Raw genomic sequence first — 19917 nt, forward strand, 5'->3', positions numbered from 1 at the left:
ACCGGTCCCGCGGTTCCTCTTGGAAAATTCTCATTAATTCATTGAAACTAAAGAAGATATTTCAGCTCTCCTGGAAATTTTCGAGAATTCATTAGGTATCGACAGATAAGTGCTGTTTGCAGTATTTTGGCGGTCTTTGCAGAAAATACGATTTTTTCTGCGCTATTCGGCGAAATTACGCATCGGTGGAAGGGGCGTCCGCCATCGAGTCGCGCAGGTGGCTGTGCCGGTTGCCATAGCTGAAATAGATCACCAACCCGATCAGGGTCCAGGCGATCATCAGCGACCAGTTGTACCAGGCCATGGTGGACAGCAGGGCGAGGCAGCTGAGGATGCCGAGCGTGCAGACCACCGGCGCGAACGGCACGCGGAATGTGCGCGGCAGCTCCGGCCGGGTATGCCGCAGGATCCACACGCCGGCACAGACCGCCATGAACGCGATCAGCGTGCCCATCGACACCAGATCGCCCAGCACATCCAGCGGGAAGATCGCCGCGAGCAGGGCGATGCCCGCACCGGTGATCAGCGTATTCAGGTGCGGCGTGCGGTAGCGCGGGTGGATTCGCGTGAATATCTTGGGCAGCATGCCGTCGCGGCCCATGATCATGAAGATGCGCGGCTGCGCGATGATCATCACCAGCACCACCGACGACAGGCCGAGCAGTGCGCCGACCTCCACCAGCCAGCGCAGCCATTCCAGCTGCGGGTGACCATGCAGGGCGGTCACCACCGGCTCATCGGTACCGAGCAGGGTGTACGAAGTCAGCCCGGTCATCACCGCGGCCATCGAGATGTACAGCACGGTGCAGATCGCCAGCGAGGCGAGGATGCCGATCGGCAGGTCGCGCTGCGGGTTGCGCGACTCCTGTGCGGCCACCGAGGTCGCCTCGAAGCCGATGTAGGCGAAGAACACCATCGCCGCGCCGCGCAGCACGCCGGGCCAGCCGTATTTGTAGTGACCCTGCGACTCGGGCACGAACGGGGTCCAGTTGGACGGGTCGACGTAGCGCCAGCCGACCACGATCACCAGGGTAATCAGGCCGACCTTGAGCGCCACCATCGCGGTGTTCGCCAGGCTCGACTCGCGGATGCCGACATAGCAGATCCAGGTCAGCAGCAGGATCAGCACCACCGCCGGCAGGTTGAACAGCGCGCCGGTGGCGACCAGCTGGTGGTCGGCGGTAAAGGTCAGCGGCGCATTGGTCAGTGCCGCGGGCAGGCTCAGGTCCATGTTGAAGGTGGTGCCGATATGCTGGAGCAGGCTGAGGAAATAGCCGGTCCAGCTCACCGCCACCGCCGAGGCGGACACGCCGTATTCCAGTACCAGGTTCCAGCCGATGAACCACGCCATCAGTTCGCCGAGCGTGGCGTAGGCGTAGGAATAGGCGCTGCCAGAAACCGGGATCAGCGTGGCGAATTCGGCGTAGCACAGCGCGGTGAACGTGCTGCAGATCGCTGCCAGGATGAACGACAGGATCACCGCCGGACCGGCATGGTCGGCCGCGGCCTGTCCGGTGATCACGAAGATGCCGCCGCCGATCACCGCGCCGATGCCCAGCGCGGTCAGCCCCCAGGGGCCGAGCGTGCGGCGCAGGGTAGGCCCGTGCGTGTCGTCGGGTTCGTTGAAGTCGGTCTTGCGGGCGAGCAGTTGCTTGAGCATGGGGTCAGAGCCTGTTCAATGTCTCTATATGGCCCGCGCCGGGAGCTGTTTGCGCGCAGGCCAAGGAAGAACGAGGGAGTGGAGGTCGATCCACGACCGAGTAATGACGCAGGAATGCGGGCAAACAGCCCCGGCCCTTCGGGTTGCCTTGCCGTGGCTGCCATGCGGCAGCGCGCGGCTTGGCCCCTGCCTTCGCAGGGTCAGGCTCTGCCAGCCAGGCAGGCGCTGCGCCACGCGCCGCCATCTGACGGCCACGGCAAGACAACGCGGGCCATGTAGAGACATTGAACAAGGCTCTTGTGGACGTGCCGGCGGCGTAGCGATCAGCATGCGTCGGGCGGGATCAGTCCGCTTCGACGCCGCGAGCCAGGTGGCTCTTGCGGTGGCCGTACAGGTAGTACACCACCAGGCCGATCGCACCCCACGCGAAGAAGGTGATCTTGGCTTCCTTCGACAGGTTGAGGAACAGCAGCAGGCAGCCGATGATCGCCAGTGGGCAGATCAGCCACGGCAGCGGGGTACGGAACGGACGCGGGCGCCCGGGCTGGGTGCGGCGCAGGATCAGCACGCCCACCGCCACCATGATGAACGCGAACAGCGTGCCCGAGTTGGTGATGTCGGCGAGGATGCCCACCGGGAACAGCGCGCCGAACAGCGAGACGAAGGTGCCGGTGATTAGGGTGATTACGTGCGGCGTGTGGAAGCGCGGATGGATCTTGGCCAGCTTGCTGGGCAGCAGGCCGTCGCGTGACATGGTGAAGAAGATGCGGGTCTGGCCGTAGGTCATGGTCAGGATCACCGACGGCAGCGCGATGCCGGCGGCGAAGGCGATGAAGGCGGCGGTATTGGTGTAGCCGAGCAGGCGCACCACGTGGGCCAGCGCCTCCTTGCTGCACACCAGCGCGTCCGAACCCTGGCAGGCCGCGGCGAACGCCGGGGTGCCCGGCTCCAGCGCCAGTCCGTCCGGACCCATCATCGGCTGTGAACCCACCGAGCCCACCGCGGCGTAGCTCACCAGCAGGTAGTAGATGGTGCACACGCTCAGCGAGGCGATCAGGGCGATCGGGATGTTGCGGTTCGGGTTGCGGGTTTCCTCGGCCGCGGTGGAGATGGCGTCGAAGCCGATGTAGGCGAACACGATGGAAGCCGCCGCGCCCAGCACGCCGATGCCGCCCATCGGGCTGCCCCAGCCGTTCGGCACGAACGGCGTGAAGTTCTGATCCTTCACCGCCGGCAAAACGATGATGATGAAGACGGTGAGCGCGACGATCTTGACCAGCACCAGTACGGTATTGACCGTAGCCGATTTCGAGGTGCCGATCACCAGCAGGCCGGTGACCGCCAGGCCGATCAGGCAGGCCAGCAGGTTGAAGCTGCCGCCGTCCATCGGGCCTACCTGCAGGAAGTGCGGCAAGCCGAATCCAGCGTGCGTAAGAAGGCCGTTGACGTAGCCGGCCCAGCCCACGCACACCGTGCTGGCGGCGATGGTGTACTCCAGCACCAGCGCCCAGCCCACCATCCAGGCGGTGGTCTCGCCGAGCACGCCGTAGGTGTAGGTGTAGGCCGAGCCGGCCACCGGCACCATCGAGGCGAGTTCGGCGTAGGCCAGCGCAGCGAACGCGCACACCACTGCGGCGATCACGAACGCGATCATCATGCCGGGGCCGGCCTTCTGGCCTGCCTCGGCGGTGAGCACAAAGATGCCGGTGCCGATGATCGCGCCGATGCCAAGCATGGTGAGCTGGAAGGCGCCGAGTTGACGGGTGAGGCCTTTCTTCTCCGTCGTGGCGATGATCTGGTCGATCGGTTTGATGCGCTTGAACAGCATGCAGCGGCTCCCCCGGGGAAAACAGCGACGCCGCGCTCGAACGGAAACGCGACGAAGAGGGACGCGACGAGCCGACGGACGGCCAACCTTAGCGGAGCGATGGAAGGGGTACAAGACGCGATGCAGCTAGAATGGCCGCTGTTTTTCCACCACCTGCCACCAGCCATGCCATCGCATTTTCCGCAGCTGGGCGCTGCATTGGACGACTATCGCGCACGCCATCCCGGAGACGGCGAGCTGGTTGCCGCCTTCAATGTTTTCCTCGCGTCGCATGCCGCGGTGTTCGAGCGCAGCCATCTGCTGGGCCACTTCACCGGCTCGGCCTGGCTGGTCAGCGCGAATGGCGGGCGCGTGCTGCTGATGCACCACCGCAAGCTGGACCGCTGGCTGCAGCCCGGTGGCCACGCCGACGGTGATGCCGAGCTGGCAAGCGTGGCACTGCGCGAGGCGCGGGAGGAGACCGGCGTGGCCGGCCTGCGTGTCGAGGGCGGCATCTTCGACCTCGACCGGCATCGCATCCCAGCACGCGGCAGCGAGCCGGAACACTGGCACTACGACGTGCGCTACGTGGTGCGCGCTGGTGCGGACGAGTGCTTCACGATCAACCAGGAATCCCGTGCGCTGGCCTGGCGACCGGTTGTCGAGGTGGCGAAGGACGAAAGCCTGGACGTTTCGTTGCGGCGCATGGCGCGCAAGTGGCTCACCCGTCACTCGTAGGAGCCCGCTCGCGGGCGATGCATTAAGAGCTGGGATTCGGGATTCGGGATTCGCAAGAGCTATCGCCCGCGAGCGGGCTCCTACCCATATCTCGCTGGCGCCGGGTTGAGGTGGCCGCAGGCGGTGCAGGTGCGCGCCTTGCGCGAGCGGTAGAAGCGCTCGAACACCGGCGGGAAGTCGCGCTCGATGCTGTCCAGCACGAAATATTCCTCGTACAGCTTGTGGTTGCAGCGCTCGCAGAACCACATCAGGCCGTCCTTTTCGCCGGCGGTGCGGAGGCGCTCGATCACCAGCCCGATGGAGCCGGCGGCGCGGTTGGGTGAATGCGGCACGCGCGGTGGCAGGTAGAAGATCTCGCCGGCGCGCAGCGGTATGTCGCGGGCTACGCCTTCGTCCTGCACCTTCAGCGTGATCTCGCCCTCGAGCTGGTAGAAGAACTCGGGGCCTTCATCGTAGTGATAGTCGGTGCGCGCGTTTGGTCCGCCCACGATCATGATGATGAAGTCGCCGTCGACGATGCATTTGTTGCCCACCGGCGGCTTCAGCAGGTGGCGGTGTTCCTCGATCCAGCGCTGCAGGTTGATGGGCGGGGGCAGGGCCATGGCGTTGCTCGCAGGTGACGCGTACATCTTAGCGCCAGCGTACGCATCACACCTCCAGCGTGGCCAGGTCGCCCTTTTCCTCCAGCCAGGACTTGCGGTCGCCGGCGCGCTTCTTCGCCAGCAGCAGATCCATGAGGCGTGCGGTGCCGTCGCCGTCGTCCACGGTGAGCTGCACCAGCCGGCGGGTATCGGGGTGGATGGTCGATTCGCGCAGCTGCGGCGGGTTCATTTCGCCCAGGCCCTTGAAGCGGGTGGTGCTGACCGCGCCCTTCATCTTCTCGCGCTCGACCCGCTGCAGCATCGCTTCCTTCTCGGCCTCGTCGAGGCAGTAGAACACCTGCTTGCCCACGTCGACGCGGAACAGCGGCGGCATCGCCACGAACACGTGGCCTTCGCTGACCAGCTTCGGGAAGTGCCTGAGGAACAGCGCGGACAGCAGGGTGGCGATGTGCAGGCCGTCGGAGTCGGCATCGGCGAGGATGATCACCTTGCCGTAGCGCAGGCCGGAAAGGTCGTCCTTGCCCGGGTCGCAGCCGATCGCCACGGCGAGGTTGTGCACTTCCTCCGAAGCCAGCACCAAGGTGGATTCCACCTCCCAGGTGTTGAGGATCTTGCCGCGCAGCGGCAGGATCGCCTGGAACTCCTTGTCGCGCGCCTGCTTGGCGCTGCCGCCGGCGGAGTCGCCCTCGACCAGGAACAGCTCGGTGCGGCTGAGGTCGGTGGCGGTGCAGTCGGCCAGCTTGCCGGGCAGTTGCGGGCCCTGGGTGATCTTCTTGCGCACGATCTGCTTGGCCGCCTTCAACCGTGCGCTGGCGCGTTCGATCGCAAGCGTAGCGATGCGCTCGCCCATCTCCACGTTCTGGTTGAGCCACAGGCTGAAGGCGTCGTGGATGACGTTCTCGACCAGGCCGGCGGCGTGGCGCGAGGACAGCCGCTCCTTGGTCTGGCCGGCGAACTGCGGGTCCTGCAGCCGCGTGGACAGCACGAACGACAGCCGTTCCCACACGTCTTCCGGCGCCAGCTTGACGCCGCGCGGCAGCAGGTTGCGGATGTCGCAGAACTCACGCACCGCGGTGGTGAGGCCCGAGCGCAGGCCGTTGACGTGGGTGCCGCCCTGCGCGGTGGGGATCAGGTTGACGTAGCTCTCCTGCACCAGCTCGCCTTCCGGCAGCCAGGCCAGCGCCACTTCCAGGCCCTCGACGTCGCGCGCCATGTGATGCACGAACAAATCGTTCGGCAGCGCCTCGATGCCGTCGAGTTCGCCGCGCAGGTAGTCGCGCAGACCGTCCTCGTAATGCCACTCGACGACTTCGCTCGAAGCCTCGTCGGTGAACTTCACGCTGAGGCCCGCGCACAGCACCGCCTTGGCGCGCAGCAGATGCTTGAGCTTCGCCAGCGAGATCTTCGGCGAATCGAAGTACTTCGCCTCGGGCCAGAAACGCAGGGTGGTGCCGCTGCGCTTCTTCGGCACGCTGCCGATCACTTCGAGCGGGCTGATCTTGTCGCCGTGCGCGAACACCATGCGGTACTCGGAACCGTCGCGGCGGATGGTCACCTCGACCTTTTCCGACAGCGCGTTCACCACCGACACGCCCACGCCGTGCAGGCCGCCGGAGAAGTTGTAGTTCTTGCCGCTGAACTTACCGCCGGCGTGCAGCCGGGTCATGATCAGCTCGACGCCGGACACGCCCTCTTCGGGGTGGATGTCCACCGGCATGCCGCGGCCGTCGTCGCTCACTTCCACCGAGCCGTCGCCGTGCAGCACCACCTCGATCGCCGTCGCGTAGCCGGCCAGCGCCTCGTCCACCGAGTTGTCCACCACCTCCTGCACCAGATGGTTCGGGCGGGTGGTGTCGGTGTACATGCCGGGCCGGCGCTTGACCGGGTCCAGGCCGGAGAGGACTTCGATATCGGCGGCGTTGTAGCGACTGCTCATGCGGGTGTTTCGATGGAGAAAAGACGGTGAAGCATGGGGTGGCAGGCAGGCAGGGTCAAGCTGGCGGGCGAATGCGCCATGCCGACGGCGTTCGCGGCCGAAGAACCGGACTCGGTGTTTGAATCGATCCTGGATGATGTCAACGATCGCTCCGTGTCGTGACATGGCGCAATTTATTGCGGTCCTGCGGCCGGCTTGTCGCTGCGCGGAACGGGAGATTAGAGTTGCTCGCCAGCTCGCCATGCCGCTTCGGGCATGGCGTGATCTGGTCATCAGATCGAATCAGGGGAAAAGCATGAGCCGAGGATGCAGGTTGGCCGTTGCCATGGCAGCGGTATTGGGAGTGGGTGGCTGTGCACAGCAGGCGCAGGTGATACGGCCGAGTTCGGCCCAACTGCAGGCGCTGGAGCCGCTGCCGGTGGTTGACGTCATTGATCAGGACAGCTTGGCTGCGCAGGATACTTTTACTGCCGCCAACATCAACGTGGTGCCGGAGCCTGGCGTGCCGATCCTTGCAGCAGCAGCCGGTGGCGCACTCGGCATGGTGATCGTGAATGCCGCAGTGAAGGCGGAGGCAGAGCGTTTCGCCGAGGCGCACGTGCAACCGTTGCGCACGGCGCTGCAGGGGTTTGATGCGAGGTCGGTGCTGAGCGACTCGTTGCAGCAGGCGCTGGTCCTGCAACCAACGCATTTCGGCAATTACACGATGACGTCAATCCGACCGACCTCCGCGGCCCGTCGTTTACTGGTGCAAACCGCATATTCGATGACACCGGATTTTTCAGCACTGCAAGTGATTGTGACTGTTTCGATTCAGGACGCCGGCGCAACTCCGGACCAACCGGTTTATCGGAACGTGCTGGTTTATCAGTCGGAGCGCCAGGTGGCGCCGCAGAAAACCGCTGAAGACAGCCAACGCATGGTGACGCAGGAGAATCAGCGTTATTCCGCATTGCACGTCGATGACGACATTGCGAAGGCAAACGCCGAGCCGAATCGGCGCGACTCGGAAGCGGCCCGCCTGCGCACGAAGATCAACCAGGAGCAGGTCGAGCATCGCCAGCGGCTGGCTCAGGCGGCCCTGCCAGTCTGGGATGCCGATACCCGCGCCCAGCATCTGGCAAATGCGTGGGCAGCCAACCAGGGTGATGCGCTGAAGACCGCGATGCGGGCCAGCGGTGCCGAGATTGCACATATGCTGCAGCTTGATCTGGCCGGCCAGATCGCGACTGATCGGATCGAACAGTCGCGTAAGGTGTTCAGCGAAGGCACGAGGGAGATCGACTATGTCAGCGGCGGCCGCATGGTATCGATGGCGACGGGTGACGCCGATGCCTCGCTGAAAAAGCCTTCGCCGATGGTGATGGTGCCGGTCAATGCCGCAGGTCGCCGTTGAACGATGCCGTAGGCTGCCTTCTTCTTGCGGAAGGATCCTGGTTCCGCAGCTGGTGAAGAAAGCCACATCTGTGGTTTTCTTCGATCGCGGGCCCCGTGCACGGCCGGACTCGCTCACGCGAATCCGGCACCGGCGTAGCTGATCCGTGGCGTTTCAGGGATGTTCTGGTCAGGTCTTTGCTCGTCATTCCAGCGAAAGCTGGAATCCAGCGTCTTCAAACAGTTGGGCGCTGGGTCCGGGCTTTCGCTGGGATGACGGCTTGTTCAGACCTTTCCTGGGGGGCGGGCTTCGACGTCGAGTGTGCCGAACTTCAAAGTTGAGTCTTCCGGCCAGCAGCTGCTGGTGGTTGCTGCGGTCGTCACGGCCTCACCGATACCCCTGCGCCTGCAGCGAAAACAGCTGCGCGTAGTGCCCGCCCAGCGCCATCAGCTGCTGGTGGTTGCCGTGTTCGACGATGCGGCCGTCCTGGATCACGATGATCTGGTCGGCCATGCGCACGGTGGAGAAGCGGTGCGAGATCAGGATGGCGATGCGGCCGCCGGAGAGTTCGCGGAAGTGTTCGAAGATGGTGGCTTCGGCTTGCGCGTCCATCGCGGCGGTGGGTTCGTCCAGCACCAGGATGTCGGCACGCGAGCGCATGAAGGCACGGGCCAGCGCGATCTTCTGCCACTGCCCGCCGGACAGCTCGCGGCCGTCGTTGAACCATTTGCCCAGTTGCGTGTGAAAGCCGGCCGGCAGGCTGTCGATGAAGTCGCTGGCCATGCCCTTGTCGCTGGCGTCGCGCCAGCGTGCTTCGTCCTCGAAATGGCCGACGTCGCCGACACCCACGTTCTCGCCCACGCGCATCTGGTAGCGCGCGAAGTCCTGGAAGATCACCCCGATGCGTTGCAGCAGGGTGGCCTCGTCCCACTCGCGCAGGTCGGTGCCGTCGAGCAGGATGCGGCCGCGGTCCGGCGCGTACAGCCGCGTGAGCAGCTTGATCAGGGTGGTCTTGCCTGAACCGTTCTGGCCGACCAGGGCCAGCGATTCGCCGGGACGGATGTGCAGGTTGATGTCGTGCAGCGCCGGCTCGCCGGCGCCGGGGTAGGTGAAGCCGACGTGCTCGAAGCGGATGCCGTCGTCGGGCTTAGCGCCGCGTTGCGCCATGCCGGTGGCGGGCGGCACCGGGGTCTCCAGGTATTCGTACAGGGTGGACAGGTACAGGTTGTCCTCGTACATGCCGCCGATCGCCGACAGCATCGCCGACACCGCCGCCTGGCCCTGGCGGAACAGCATCAGGTACATCGTCATCTGGCCCAGTGTGATGCGCGCGGCCACGGTGCTTGCCGCAATCCACGCGTACGCGCCGTACAGCGTGAGCGTGCCTAGCAGGCCCAGCCCGAAGCCCCAGCTCTCGCGCCGCACGGTGAGGTCGCGGTCGTCGCGGTAGAGCTTGTCGAAGATGCCACGATAGCGGCCCAGCAGCAGCGGGCCGAGGCCGAACAGCTTCACTTCCTTGGCGTGGTCCTCGCGCGCCAGCACGGTTTCCAGGTACAGCTGCATGCGCGTTTCCGGCGAGCGCCAGCGGAACAGCCGGAATGCGTCGCCGGAGAACTTCGTTTCGGCGAAGAACGCCGGCAGCCCGGCCAGCAGCAGCACGGCCACCGCCCACGGCGAGAACTGCAGCAGCAGGCTGCCGTAGCTGAGCAGCGAGATCGCGTTCTGGCCCAGCCCGAACGTGCGCGTGACCAGCGACAGCGGCCGGCTGGATGCCTCGCGGCGGGCGCGGGTGAGCTTGTCGTAGAACTCGGAGTCCTCGAAGTGCGCCAGTTCCAGCGTGAGCGCCTTCTCCAGGATCATCACGTTGACGCGCTGGCCCAGTTGCGCGCGCAGCAGCGATTGGCACATTGAAAGCCCGCGCTGTGCGCCGGCCAGCGCCGCCACCAGCACGCCTTCCAGCGCCACCCATTCGTATACCGGCCGCAAGCCTGCCTGGCCGCTGGCGGACCACGCACGGCTGGCGTTCACCACCGCATCGACGATGTGCGCGCCGACCCAGGCCACGCCGGCCGGCAGCAGGCCGGCGACCAGGGTCAGCAGCGCCAGCGCGACGGTCAGTGGTTGGCTGGTGCTCCACACCAGTTCCAGCGCGCGCCCGCTATAGCGGAACACGCCCAGGAAGCTGCGGGTGAGTTCGCTCGATCCAGCGGGTTCGGGGAAAGGGTGGGGCGGCACGTGGGAGGTCGTCAGGCCATGGGCGCAGCTTGCGCGGAACTCCCGAGATGGGGGCCGTGCCCCTTCACGCAAGGCAGAACGTGTAGGAACGCACCCTGTCCACAGGGGACTTCCTTCGGTCGTGCGCGATGCCTTTTTGTCACGTGACGAAGAGCATCGCGCACAGGGTGCGCTCCTACAGAGAGACCTGGTATAGCTCGGGGAGCAGCTGTCGCAGCTGCGCCACTTTCGGCGCGTCGTTGATGGCGATGTATGGGTTGTACGGGTGCCGCTGGAAGTAATGCTGGTGGTACGCCTCGGCCGGGTAGAACGCGCGCAGCGGCACTACCTGGGTAACGATCGGCGCCGGGAAGGTTTTCGCCGCGGTCAGCTGCGCGATATAGGCGCCGGCGATGCGCTGCTGCTCGGGGTTGGCGTAGAAGATCACCGAGCGGTACTGGCTGCCCACGTCGGGGCCTTGCCGGTTCCGCTCGGTCGGGTCGAGTGCGACCGAGAAGAACACCTGCAGCAGCGTGCCGTAACTGACCTGGGCCGGGTCGAAATGCACCTGCACCGATTCGGCGTGGCCGGTGTCGCCCGCGCTGACCTCGTCGTAATGTGCGGTGTCGGCGTCGCCGCCGGAGTAGCCGGCGATCACCTCGTTCACGCCCCTGACGTGCTCGAACACCGCCTCGACGCCCCAGAAGCAGCCGCCAGCCAGCACCGCGACCTGCTCGCCGTGGGCGGCGGTTTCCGGGGTATCGACGGTCGGCGCCGGGAGCGCGCCGCTGGCGGCGGATACCGGTTGGCAGGCGTTCGCGCCCAGCATCAGCAGGGCGGCCAGCGACACGGACTGGAATGTGCTGCGACGGATCATGCTGCGCCTCGCCGGCATGGCCACCGCGTGGCCGGTATCTGTTCTTCGCCGGGCACATGCCATTGGTTACCTGTGCGGGGCCGGCTGGCCCGGTACCATCATGCTGATCGGTTTCATGGAGTTGAGGGATGCACGGTTCCATTGATCTGGATGCCTACCTGCGGCGCATCGGCTGGCACGGCAGCGTGGCCGCCGACCTGGCCAGCTTGCGCGGGCTGGCCGTGGCGCATGTGGCGGCGATCCCGTTCGAGAGCCTCTCCCCGCTGCTGGGCCTGCCGGTGCCGCTGGATACGCCCGCGCTGGAACGCAAGCTGGTGCACGAGGGCCGCGGCGGCTATTGCTTCGAGCAGAACCTGCTGTTCGCCGCGGTACTGTGCACGATCGGCTTCGACGTATCCGGGCTGATCGCGCGGGTGCTGTGGCAGCACCCGGAGGATGCGGTCACCGCGCAGACCCACATGCTGCTGCGCGTCGAGCTGGACGGAGCGAGCTGGCTGGCGGACGTCGGTTTCGGCAACCAGGTGCTGACCGGCGTACTGCGGCTGCAGGCCGACGTGGAACAGCCGACCGGCCACGAGCCGTTCCGGCTGGTCGAGCGCGATGGCGAATGGCGCATGCAGTCATGCGTGCGCGGGCAGTGGCTGACGCTGTACCGATTCGACCTGCGCCGCTGCGAGATGGTCGACTACGTGGTGGCCAACCACTACGTCTCCACGCACCCGGCCTCGCGCTTTCCGCACAACCTGATCGCGGCGCGCACTACCGCCGACCGGCGCCTGAGCCTGCTCAACCATGAGTTCACCGTGCGCCGGCTGGGCCGGGAGCCCGAGCGGCACCGGCTGGCTGACGTCGCCCAGATCCGCCACGTGCTGGAACATGAATTCCTGCTACGCCTGCCGCCGCACGCTGGCCTGATACCAACTTGCGTTCAATAAACTAGATATACTCTTGCCATCGCCTGGAAGGGAGATGGCAAGTGAAGACACTGATCGGCAACGACAAGGCCACGGTGAAGCGACTGGCGGAGCGACTGAAGCAAGCCGGATCGCATCGCGAGTACCAGCGAATCCAGTGCGTGCTGCTACGGGCCACACTGGGGAGCTCGGCGCAGGAGATTGCCCAGATCCTGGGATGGTCGGCGTCGACCGTCCATACGATCCATTCGCGCTGGGCCAAGGAAGGTGAGGCGATCTTCGCGCTGAACGAGCGTGGCGGCCGCCATCATCAGTACTTGAGCGAGGAAGAGGAGAAGGCACTGCTGGAGCCGTTTGTGCGACAGGCCGAGATGGGTGGGATGTTGCGTGCCTTGGATATCCGGCAGGCATATGCGGCACGGGTCGGCAAACCGGTGGCGCTGTCGACGATCTATCGCCTGTTGGAGCGGCATGGTTGGCGCAAGGTGATTCCACGGCCCCGCCACCCGAAGGCAGACGTTTCGGCCCAAGCGGCATATAAAAAAACTGCGGCGCTGCGTTCGCGCCGAGGTCGCGCGTCAGGCTAGGTGCGGTCGCCCGGTTCGCTTGATGTTCCAGGACGAGGGGCGGTTTGGCCTGCTCGGCTCGCCACGGCGATGTTGGGCGCCCTCACCGACACGTCCTGTCGTGGGGGCGCGGCTGGAACGTCAATACATCTACGCCTTCGCCGCCGTGAGTCCTCACGACGGCGTCCTCGACAGTCTCATCTTGCCGTGGGTCAATGCCGAGGCCATGTCCCTGTTCCTGGCCGAAGTGGCCGGTCGCCATCCTGGCGAGTTCATTCTCATGGTCATGGATCAAGCCGGCTGGCATCAGGCAAACGCCCTGGTCGTTCCCGACTCCATGCGCCTGGTGTTCCTTCCCCCCTATAGCCCCGAGCTCAACCCAGCCGAGCATCTCTGGAAGGCCTTGCGCGAGCAAGACTTCGGCAACGAGGTCTTCAAGAACCTCGATGCCGTCGAAACGACCCTAGCCGGCGGATTGCGCGCACTGGAAGTCGATCACGACCAAACCCAGTCTTTGACCGGCTTCAAGTGGATAACTTCTATATCATTGAACGCAAATTAGTATGAATCAGCGGCTGGGCGAGTTGCCGGACTGACCCGCATCACCGGGGAAAAGGGGGGCAGGAGCCTGCTTGCGGGCGATGCCCTGCTTTTGCGAATCCCGAATCTCGAATCCCGAATCTCGAATCTCGAATCCCGAATCCCGAATCCCGAATCCCGAATCCCGAATCCCGAATCCCGAATCTCGAATCTCGAATCTCGGCTCCAAGAGCAAGCGGGCTCCTACCGGGAGCGTGAGTCGTGCGGGTTGGGGTCGGCCAGCACATGGATTTCGGCGTCATCGATGCGCACGACCTGGCCTGCGCGGATCTTGCAGGTCTTGCGCAGCTCGGTCGCGCCGTCCACGCGCACTGCGCCACTGGCCACGATCGCCTTGCCAGCGCCGCCGCTGTCGCACAGACCGACCAGCTTCAGCAGCAGGTTCAGTTCGACGTAGTCGCCTTCCAGTTCAAAGTCGATGATTTGCATGGGTGTCCCGGGTGGTTGGGTCAGGCGGTGGGGCGTTCGTCGAACGCGCTGTCGGGCAGTGCGAGGAACGCGAACCATGGGCGGTCGTGTTCTGCGCCGAAGGTGGCCGCGTCGTCGAGGATGCCGAGCAGGATGTCGTAGTCGGCCGCGGCGGCCTGGCGCAGTTCGTCGGCATGGTCGAACAGCAGCACGTGGCCCCACGCCGGCAGCCAGCCGAGGTCGCGCAGGCAATCGGCCAGCGCGTCCCAGTTGTGGCCGAAGCTGGCCGGCAGCTGCAGCGAGACGGCGAGGCGGCGCAGCAGTTCGTTCTTGTCGCGGCAGCCAGCGAGGTCGGTGCGGCATACGTGCAGTTCATCGCGCGTGGCGGCGCGCGCCAGGCGGTCCAGATCGTTGACGCCGACGAAATACACCCCGCTCAGGCCGGGCTTGGTCAGGTCCAGATCGAAACCGTGCGGATTCATTGGGTCATCTCGAGGCGACGGAAGCTGCGGTAGTGGTCGTCGCTGTAGTACCAGACCACCGGCGGCGTGCCGCCAGTGATGAGGCGCCGCGCGCCGCGGTTGCGCGCACCGGGCGTTTCCACCGTGTATTCGTGGTAGTAGCCGCGCGACTGTTTCGGCAATAGGCCTTCGTAGTTGCCGAACACGGCGCCGTCCTGGGCATGCGGAAAGGGGCCGCCGCGGGCGATCAGCGCCAGCGTGTCGCGCGCCTCGGGCGGCAGCGCGTCTGCGGCGGGGGCCGCGGGCAGGGCCGGGACGGAAGCGGCGGTCGCGGCCGTTGCCGGCACGGCGGCGGGTGCCGGGACGCCGGTGTAGTGCTTCCACAGGATCGCCGCGAGGACGACGACCAGCACGATCAGGGGCTTGAACGAACGCATGCAGGCAGGTGAGCGAAGGGAGGCGGCGCGAGCTTAGCAGGGCCGTTGCGCGGGCCGGGGTTCCGCGACCGCATGAAATTGCGCACACTCGGCCGCCGTGGCCGCGCTGTCTGCGCCGCCCCCGTTCCTGGAATCGCGATGAGTCATACCCCCGAGCACACCGAGGGCCGCCTGCCGCGGCAGATCGCCTACATCATCGGCAACGAAGGCTGCGAGCGTTTTTCCTTCTACGGGATGCGCAACATCCTCACCCCGTTCCTGATCACCTCGCTGCTGCTGTACCTGCCCGAGGGGCAGCGCGCACTGGCGGCGAAGGACGTGTTCCACACCTTCGTGATCGGCGTGTACTTCTTCCCGTTGCTGGGCGGCTGGCTCAGCGATCGCTTCTTCGGCAAGTACCACACCGTGTTGTGGATGAGCCTGGTGTATTGCGCCGGGCATGCTTCCCTGGCGATCTTCGAGAACAACCGACTGGGCTTTTTCGCCGGGCTGGGGCTGATCGCGCTGGGCGCGGGCGGCATCAAGCCGCTGGTGGCATCGTTCGTGGGCGACCAGTTCGACCAGTCCAGCAAGCACCTGGCGAAGATGGTGTTCGACGCGTTCTACTGGATCATCAACTTCGGCTCGTTCTTCGCCTCGCTGCTGATGCCGCTGTTCCTGCACCACTTCGGCGCAGCGGTGGCGTTCGGCATCCCCGGCGGCCTGATGTTCGTCGCCACCGTGGTGTTCTGGCTGGGCCGCAAGCAGTACGTGATGGTGCCACCGGGGCCGCCGGACCCACATGCGTTTTCGCGGGTGATCCGCACCGCGCTGCTGGCGCAGCGGCCGGGTCAGGCGCGCCCCGGCCTGTGGCTGGCGGTGGCCGCGGTGGTGGCGGCGCTGGCGTCGTTTGCGCTGGTGCCTTCGCTGGGCTTCGTCATTGCTGCGTGCATCGCGCTGGTGGTGCTGATCGGCGGCGTGGGCGGCGGCGCGTGGCTGCAGATGGATCGCGCGCGCGGCGTGCATCCGGACGCTGCCGTCGATGGCGCACGCAACGTGCTGCGCGTGATGGTGATCTTCGCGCTGACCACGCCGTTCTTCTCGCTGTTCGACCAGAAGGCCTCGACCTGGGTGATCCAGGGTGGCGAGATGGCGATGCCGTCCTGGTTCCGGCCGGCACAGATGCAGGCGCTGAACCCGCTGCTGGTGATGCTGCTGATCCCGTTCAACAACATGGTGCTGTACCCGCTGCTACGCCGCGCCGGCTACCAGCCCACCGCGCTGCGCCGGATGACCGCCGGCATCGCCTTCAGCGGCCTGGCCTGGATCGTGGTGGGCGGGCTGCAGGTGGTGATCGACGGCGGCGATCCGCTGTCGATCGTGTGGCAGGTGCTGCCGTACGCGCTGCTCACCTTCGGCGAGGTACTAGTCTCGGCCACCGGGCTGGAGTTCGCCTACAGCCAGGCACCGGCCTCGATGAAGGGCGTGGTAATGAGCTTCTGGAACCTCACCACCACGGTCGGCAACCTGTGGGTGCTGCTGGCCAACGCGGCGGTGCGCAACGAGGCGGTGACCGGCTCGATCGCCCGCTCAGGCCTCAGCGTCACCGCATTCCAGATGTTCTTCTTCGCCGCGTTCGCGCTGCTCGCCGCGCTGGCGTTCGGGCTGTACGCGCGGCGTTATCGCGAGATGGACCACTACCGATCGGCATGACGATCACCCGTAGGAGCCCGCTGGCGGGCGATGCTCTGCTTTCGCGAATCCCGAATCACCAATCCCGAATCCCGAATCCTGAATCCTGAATCCTGAATCCTGAATCCTGAATCCTGAATCCCGGCCCCAAGAGCATCGCCCGCCAGCGGGCTCCTACGGTGAGAGCGGGGCGTCGATGCGTGACTGCAGCGCCATCGCCGCGGCCGGGTTGCGGTGCTTGGCGGCGCTGATGAAGAACACGAACACGTCGCGCGGCGCTGCCGGCGGCTGCAGCGCGGACACGTGCGGCAGGGCGGCAATGTCGTTTCCCGCTGCCCAGTCGCGTGCATGGCCGGCCCAGCGGTCCAGCTCGGCGGGCACGTAGCCGGCGGGGTTGGCGTCTTCGCTGCGCATCAGCCGCGCATAGGCGAAATCGCCGGTGAGGTCGGCCAGCGAAGGGTAGTCGGGTGAGTCGGTGAACACGGTCGGCACGCGATGGATGCGCGCCAGTTCCACGTAGCGCGGGTCGAGGAAGCTGGGGTGGCGCACTTCCAGCACGTGGCGCAGCGCCCGGCCGTCCAGTTCGCGCGGCAGCAGGGCGAGGAAGGCGGCGAGGTCGTCGGCGTCGAACGGGCGCGATGGCGGCAGCTGCCACAGGATCGGTCCCAGCCGGTCGCCCATTTCGGCCAGCCCGCCGTGCACGAAGCCGCTGACGCCCTTGCCGGTGTCGGCCAGTCGCTTGCCTTCGGCGATGTAGCGCGGTGCCTTCAACGAGAAGACGAAACCGGCCGGCGTTTCCGCCGCCCACTTCGCGTAGGTGGCCGGTTTCTGCGCGCCGTAGAACGTGCCGTTGATCTCGATTGCGCGCAGCTGGCGGCTGGCGTATTCCAGCTCGCGCCGCTGCACCAGTTTCGCCGGGTAGAAATTGTCGCGCCACGGCGCGTAGTTCCAGCCGCCGATGCCGACGCGGATGCGCGGGCCGTCGTGGCTGGCGGCAGCGAACAGGTCGTTCATGGCCGTACTCCCGTTGCCGGCCGGCGCAGCTGTTCGGCGGCGCCGATGCACAGCACCAGCCACGCCCCGCCCGCCGCATAGCCGCCCATCACGTCGCTGAAGTAGTGCACCTGCAGCATGATGCGGCTGATCCCGACCACGCCGACCAGCAGCACCGCGGCGGCGACCACCGCACGATGGAAGCGCGGCGGCAGCAGGCGCAGCAGCACATAGGCGAGCATGCCGTAGAACACGATGGCGCCGAACGCGTGACCGCTGGGGAAACTCCAGCCGGGTTCGACCACGAAGCCGTGGTCGTGCAGCGGCCGCACCCTTCGGAACAGCGCCTTGAGGCTGCCGTTGATCGGCTGGATGCCGAGCAGGGCCAGCGCCCAGATCCCCGCCAGCCGCCCATGCCGGCGCAGCAGCAGGAACAGGGCCACCACGGCAGCAGCCGATGCCACCCACCACAGGTCGCCCAGATGGGTGACCGCGGCGATGCCGCGCAACACCGGCAGCGGCAACTGCGCGTGCAGGTCCTCGGCCAGGCTGCTGTCGAAGCGCACCAGTTCACCGGCCGGCTGTCCGGCGACCGCGGAGGCGATGGCGAGGAACAGCAGGGTCAGCGCCAGCAGCAGGACCAGCCCGACCTGCCAGCGCAGTACGGTCGGCTCATCGCCGCGGACGAGCGCGTGGCGCTGCCGGCGTGCGTTGTACCGCCAGACGAGGTCACCGGTCAGCAGGGCCAGCAACAGCAGCAGTGCCCACAGTCGCAGGGCATGGGCGGCGATCCATTCCACCATCGGGTCCATCGCGTTCCTCGGTTCGCCGTGGCCGGCATGAGGGCGCCATGATCGGCGTTGCCGCACGTGGCGTCGAGCCGTGACTTCCAGCGCTGGCCTTGCCTGGGGTTTGCCGCGATAGTGGCGCGACTGTCACCCGCGGAGCCCCTGATGTCCCAGCGACCCTTCTCCCTGCGCCTGGCGTTGTGCTGCGCGCTGCTCGTGTCCGCCAACGCCGCCGTGGCGCAGGTCCCGGCCGCGCGCACGCCGCCGCCGGTCTCCACCGGCGACACGGCGCGGCCGCTGCTGCCGGCGCAGCTGCAGGACTTCGGCGCCTACGTGGACGGCGCGCGCAAGGCGTTCGACGTGCCGGGCATCGCGGTGGCGATCGTCAAGGACGGCCACGTCGTCATGGAACAGGGCTTCGGCCTGCGCGAGCTCGGCAAGCCGGCGCCGGTGGACGCGAACACGCTGTTCGCGATCGCCTCCAACACCAAGGCGTTCACCGCCGCCGCGCTGCAGCAGCTGGCGGGCGCGGGCAAGCTGAAGATGGACGACCGGGTGGTCGACCACCTGTCGTGGTTCCGCATGTCCGACCCGTACGTCACCCACGAGATGCGCATCCGCGACCTGCTGGCGCACCGCAGCGGCCTCAGCCTCGGCGCGGGCGACCTGTTGTACTGGCCGCCGACCTCGTACAGCACGAAGGAGGTGGTCGAGCGCCTCGCCAACGTGCCGATCAGGAACGGCTTCCGTGCCGGCTATGCCTACGACAACATCCTGTTCGCGGTGGCCACGCTGGTGATCGAGCAGGCTTCCGGCCAGAGCTACGCCGACTACCTGCGCGAGCACCTGTTCAAGCCGGTCGGCATGGACGAGTCGCTGGTCGACATGACGGGCCTGAAGCCCGGCATGGACGTGGCCACCGGCCACGCCAAGTTCGACTTCAAGGACCTGAAGCCGGTGCCGCCGATGGCCTGGCTCAACGACCCCGGCGCGGGCGGCATCTACTCCAGCGTGCATGATCTGGCGAAGTGGATGAACGTGCAGCTGGCCGGCGGCGAGCTGCCGGCGAAGGGCGCCGACGGCAAGCCGGCGCGGCTGTTCTCCGAGGCCAGCCATCGCGAGATGTGGAGCATGCTCACGCCGATCCGCATCGGCAAGCCGCCGGTTCCGGAACTGGCGCCGCTGGTGCCGAACTTCTCCGGCTACGGCGAAAGCTGGTTTCTGACCGACTACCGCGGCAAGAAGCTGGTGTGGCACACCGGCGGCTGGCCGGGCATGGTCTCGCGGGTGACCATGGTGCCGGAGCTGAAGCTTGGCGTGGTGGTGCTGACCAATGCCGAATCCGGCGCTGCGTTCAACGCGGTCACCTTCCGCGTGCTCGATGCCTACCTCAACCCGGAGCACAAGACCGACTGGGTGGCCGCCTACGCCAAGGCGGTGAAGCAGGCCGAGGCGAAGGCCGACGACAGCTTCGCCAAGCACGAGGCGGCGCGCGACAAGCACAGCAAGCCGTCGCTGCCGCTGGCGAAGTACGTCGGCAGCTACCGCGACCCGTGGTACGGCGACATCATCGTCAGCCAGGAGAACGGCAAGCTGCGCCTGCGCTTCTCGAAGACCGCGCAACTGGTCGGTACGATGACGCCGTGGCAGCACGACACCTTCGTGGTGCGCTGGGACGACCGCTCGCTCAACGCCGATGCCTTCGTCAGCTTCAGCCTCGACATGGACGGCCGCATCACCGAGGTGCGCATGCAGCCGATCTCGCCGTTGGCCGACTTCAGCTTCGACTTCCAGGACCTGCGCCTGGCGCCGGTCGCGCTGCCATCGGAAGCCGACTGAGATCGTCCACGCGCCGCGGCCGCTGGCGGCT

19 protein-coding genes are annotated in these 19917 nt (G+C 66.5%); 8 read left to right on the top strand and 11 right to left on the bottom strand.

The window, feature by feature from the left end; genetic code table 11:
- Positions 1-175: 175 nt before the first annotated feature.
- Both LRK53_RS08520 and LRK53_RS08525 read right to left on the bottom strand, forming a co-directional pair.
- A complete protein-coding gene (locus LRK53_RS08520) occupies positions 176-1660 on the bottom strand; it encodes an amino acid permease (RefSeq protein ID WP_027492641.1) in 1485 nt (494 codons plus the stop codon).
- Positions 1661-2003: 343 nt separating this feature from the next.
- Complete coding sequence (locus LRK53_RS08525; protein ID WP_027492640.1) at positions 2004-3488, bottom strand: amino acid permease; 1485 nt, start codon at positions 3486-3488, stop codon at positions 2004-2006.
- 165 nt (positions 3489-3653) lie between these two features.
- Here LRK53_RS08525 and LRK53_RS08530 point away from each other — a divergent pair, with 165 nt between their 5' ends.
- Positions 3654-4205: an NUDIX hydrolase gene (locus tag LRK53_RS08530; protein ID WP_235642656.1), complete on the top strand. Its 552-nt coding sequence runs from the start codon at positions 3654-3656 to the stop codon at positions 4203-4205.
- A gap of 80 nt (positions 4206-4285) precedes the next feature.
- Here the strand turns inward: LRK53_RS08530 and LRK53_RS08535 are convergent, their stop codons facing one another.
- Positions 4286-4807, bottom strand: coding sequence for a 3-hydroxyanthranilate 3,4-dioxygenase (locus LRK53_RS08535; protein ID WP_027492639.1), 522 nt, complete (start codon positions 4805-4807; stop codon positions 4286-4288).
- Positions 4808-4853: 46 nt separating this feature from the next.
- Entirely contained in the window at positions 4854-6743 is a 1890-nt protein-coding gene (gene parE / locus LRK53_RS08540) for a DNA topoisomerase IV subunit B (protein ID WP_027492638.1), read from the bottom strand.
- 33 nt (positions 6744-6776) lie between these two features.
- On the opposite strand from parE, the gene LRK53_RS19215 reads away from it, so the two are divergent.
- Both LRK53_RS19215 and LRK53_RS08545 read left to right on the top strand, forming a co-directional pair.
- Positions 6777-6905, top strand: a complete 129-nt coding sequence (locus tag LRK53_RS19215) for a hypothetical protein (RefSeq protein WP_255324866.1) — start codon at positions 6777-6779, stop codon at positions 6903-6905.
- Between the two features lie 163 nt (positions 6906-7068).
- Positions 7069-8139: a hypothetical protein gene (locus LRK53_RS08545; protein ID WP_027492637.1), complete on the top strand. Its 1071-nt coding sequence runs from the start codon at positions 7069-7071 to the stop codon at positions 8137-8139.
- A 366-nt stretch (positions 8140-8505) separates the two neighbouring features.
- On the opposite strand, the gene LRK53_RS08550 is transcribed toward LRK53_RS08545, so the two are convergent.
- Positions 8506-10353 (bottom strand): ABC transporter ATP-binding protein, encoded by a 1848-nt coding sequence (locus tag LRK53_RS08550; protein ID WP_235642631.1) that lies wholly within the window; start codon positions 10351-10353, stop codon positions 8506-8508.
- 175 nt (positions 10354-10528) lie between these two features.
- Positions 10529-11209 (bottom strand): peptide-methionine (S)-S-oxide reductase MsrA, encoded by a 681-nt coding sequence (msrA, locus tag LRK53_RS08555; RefSeq protein ID WP_027492636.1) that lies wholly within the window; start codon positions 11207-11209, stop codon positions 10529-10531.
- A 128-nt stretch (positions 11210-11337) separates the two neighbouring features.
- On the opposite strand from msrA, the gene LRK53_RS08560 reads away from it, so the two are divergent.
- The 3 genes from LRK53_RS08560 to LRK53_RS08570 are packed head-to-tail and all read left to right on the top strand — an operon-like array spanning position 11338 to position 13251.
- Positions 11338-12144 (top strand): arylamine N-acetyltransferase family protein, encoded by an 807-nt coding sequence (locus LRK53_RS08560; protein WP_027492635.1) that lies wholly within the window; start codon positions 11338-11340, stop codon positions 12142-12144.
- A gap of 41 nt (positions 12145-12185) precedes the next feature.
- Complete coding sequence (locus tag LRK53_RS08565; RefSeq protein ID WP_235642338.1) at positions 12186-12710, top strand: winged helix-turn-helix domain-containing protein; 525 nt, start codon at positions 12186-12188, stop codon at positions 12708-12710.
- Entirely contained in the window at positions 12670-13251 is a 582-nt protein-coding gene (locus LRK53_RS08570) for an IS630 family transposase (RefSeq protein ID WP_235642640.1), read from the top strand. Before LRK53_RS08565 ends, LRK53_RS08570 begins: the two co-directional genes overlap by 41 nt.
- Before the next feature lie 221 nt (positions 13252-13472).
- Here the strand turns inward: LRK53_RS08570 and LRK53_RS08575 are convergent, their stop codons facing one another.
- The 3 genes from LRK53_RS08575 to LRK53_RS08585 are packed head-to-tail and all read right to left on the bottom strand — an operon-like array spanning position 13473 to position 14595.
- Entirely contained in the window at positions 13473-13718 is a 246-nt protein-coding gene (locus LRK53_RS08575) for an RNA-binding S4 domain-containing protein (RefSeq protein WP_027493879.1), read from the bottom strand.
- Positions 13719-13738: 20 nt separating this feature from the next.
- Positions 13739-14179: a barstar family protein gene (locus LRK53_RS08580; RefSeq protein WP_027493878.1), complete on the bottom strand. Its 441-nt coding sequence runs from the start codon at positions 14177-14179 to the stop codon at positions 13739-13741.
- Positions 14176-14595, bottom strand: a complete 420-nt coding sequence (locus LRK53_RS08585) for a ribonuclease domain-containing protein (RefSeq protein ID WP_027493877.1) — start codon at positions 14593-14595, stop codon at positions 14176-14178. The genes LRK53_RS08580 and LRK53_RS08585 overlap by 4 nt, the downstream gene beginning before the upstream one ends.
- Positions 14596-14733: 138 nt before the next feature.
- On the opposite strand from LRK53_RS08585, the gene LRK53_RS08590 reads away from it, so the two are divergent.
- The gene (locus LRK53_RS08590; protein ID WP_235642632.1) at positions 14734-16287 is read left to right on the top strand and encodes a POT-type proton-dependent oligopeptide transporter; all 1554 of its coding nucleotides are present in this window, start codon (positions 14734-14736) and stop codon (positions 16285-16287) included.
- A gap of 153 nt (positions 16288-16440) precedes the next feature.
- Here the strand turns inward: LRK53_RS08590 and LRK53_RS08595 are convergent, their stop codons facing one another.
- Positions 16441-17280, bottom strand: a complete 840-nt coding sequence (locus LRK53_RS08595) for a DUF72 domain-containing protein (RefSeq protein WP_027493876.1) — start codon at positions 17278-17280, stop codon at positions 16441-16443.
- Positions 17277-18071, bottom strand: coding sequence for a phosphatase PAP2 family protein (locus LRK53_RS08600; RefSeq protein WP_027493875.1), 795 nt, complete (start codon positions 18069-18071; stop codon positions 17277-17279). Before LRK53_RS08600 ends, LRK53_RS08595 begins: the two co-directional genes overlap by 4 nt.
- Before the next feature lie 141 nt (positions 18072-18212).
- Between LRK53_RS08600 and LRK53_RS08605 the strand changes: the two genes are divergently transcribed.
- Positions 18213-19886, top strand: coding sequence for a serine hydrolase (locus tag LRK53_RS08605; protein WP_027493874.1), 1674 nt, complete (start codon positions 18213-18215; stop codon positions 19884-19886).
- The last annotated feature ends 31 nt before the right edge of the window (positions 19887-19917 follow it).

It is taken from the genome of Rhodanobacter thiooxydans (genome assembly GCF_021545845.1).
Lineage (GTDB): Bacteria > Pseudomonadota > Gammaproteobacteria > Xanthomonadales > Rhodanobacteraceae > Rhodanobacter.

Coding starts and splice junctions, on each gene's coding strand:
- LRK53_RS08520 (WP_027492641.1), bottom strand. CDS start 1,660: ATGCTCAAGCAACTGCTCGCCCGCAAGACCGACTTCAACGAACCCGAC.
- LRK53_RS08530 (WP_235642656.1), top strand. CDS start 3,654: ATGCCATCGCATTTTCCGCAGCTGGGCGCTGCATTGGACGACTATCGC.
- LRK53_RS08600 (WP_027493875.1), bottom strand. CDS start 18,071: ATGGACCCGATGGTGGAATGGATCGCCGCCCATGCCCTGCGACTGTGG.
- LRK53_RS19215 (WP_255324866.1), top strand. CDS start 6,777: ATGGGGTGGCAGGCAGGCAGGGTCAAGCTGGCGGGCGAATGCGCCATG.
- msrA (WP_027492636.1), bottom strand. CDS start 11,209: ATGATCCGTCGCAGCACATTCCAGTCCGTGTCGCTGGCCGCCCTGCTG.
- LRK53_RS08525 (WP_027492640.1), bottom strand. CDS start 3,488: ATGCTGTTCAAGCGCATCAAACCGATCGACCAGATCATCGCCACGACG.
- LRK53_RS08590 (WP_235642632.1), top strand. CDS start 14,734: ATGAGTCATACCCCCGAGCACACCGAGGGCCGCCTGCCGCGGCAGATC.
- LRK53_RS08595 (WP_027493876.1), bottom strand. CDS start 17,280: ATGAACGACCTGTTCGCTGCCGCCAGCCACGACGGCCCGCGCATCCGC.
- LRK53_RS08605 (WP_027493874.1), top strand. CDS start 18,213: ATGTCCCAGCGACCCTTCTCCCTGCGCCTGGCGTTGTGCTGCGCGCTG.
- parE (WP_027492638.1), bottom strand. CDS start 6,743: ATGAGCAGTCGCTACAACGCCGCCGATATCGAAGTCCTCTCCGGCCTG.
- LRK53_RS08580 (WP_027493878.1), bottom strand. CDS start 14,179: ATGAATCCGCACGGTTTCGATCTGGACCTGACCAAGCCCGGCCTGAGC.
- LRK53_RS08575 (WP_027493879.1), bottom strand. CDS start 13,718: ATGCAAATCATCGACTTTGAACTGGAAGGCGACTACGTCGAACTGAAC.
- LRK53_RS08560 (WP_027492635.1), top strand. CDS start 11,338: ATGCACGGTTCCATTGATCTGGATGCCTACCTGCGGCGCATCGGCTGG.
- LRK53_RS08585 (WP_027493877.1), bottom strand. CDS start 14,595: ATGCGTTCGTTCAAGCCCCTGATCGTGCTGGTCGTCGTCCTCGCGGCG.
- LRK53_RS08545 (WP_027492637.1), top strand. CDS start 7,069: ATGGCAGCGGTATTGGGAGTGGGTGGCTGTGCACAGCAGGCGCAGGTG.
- LRK53_RS08535 (WP_027492639.1), bottom strand. CDS start 4,807: ATGGCCCTGCCCCCGCCCATCAACCTGCAGCGCTGGATCGAGGAACAC.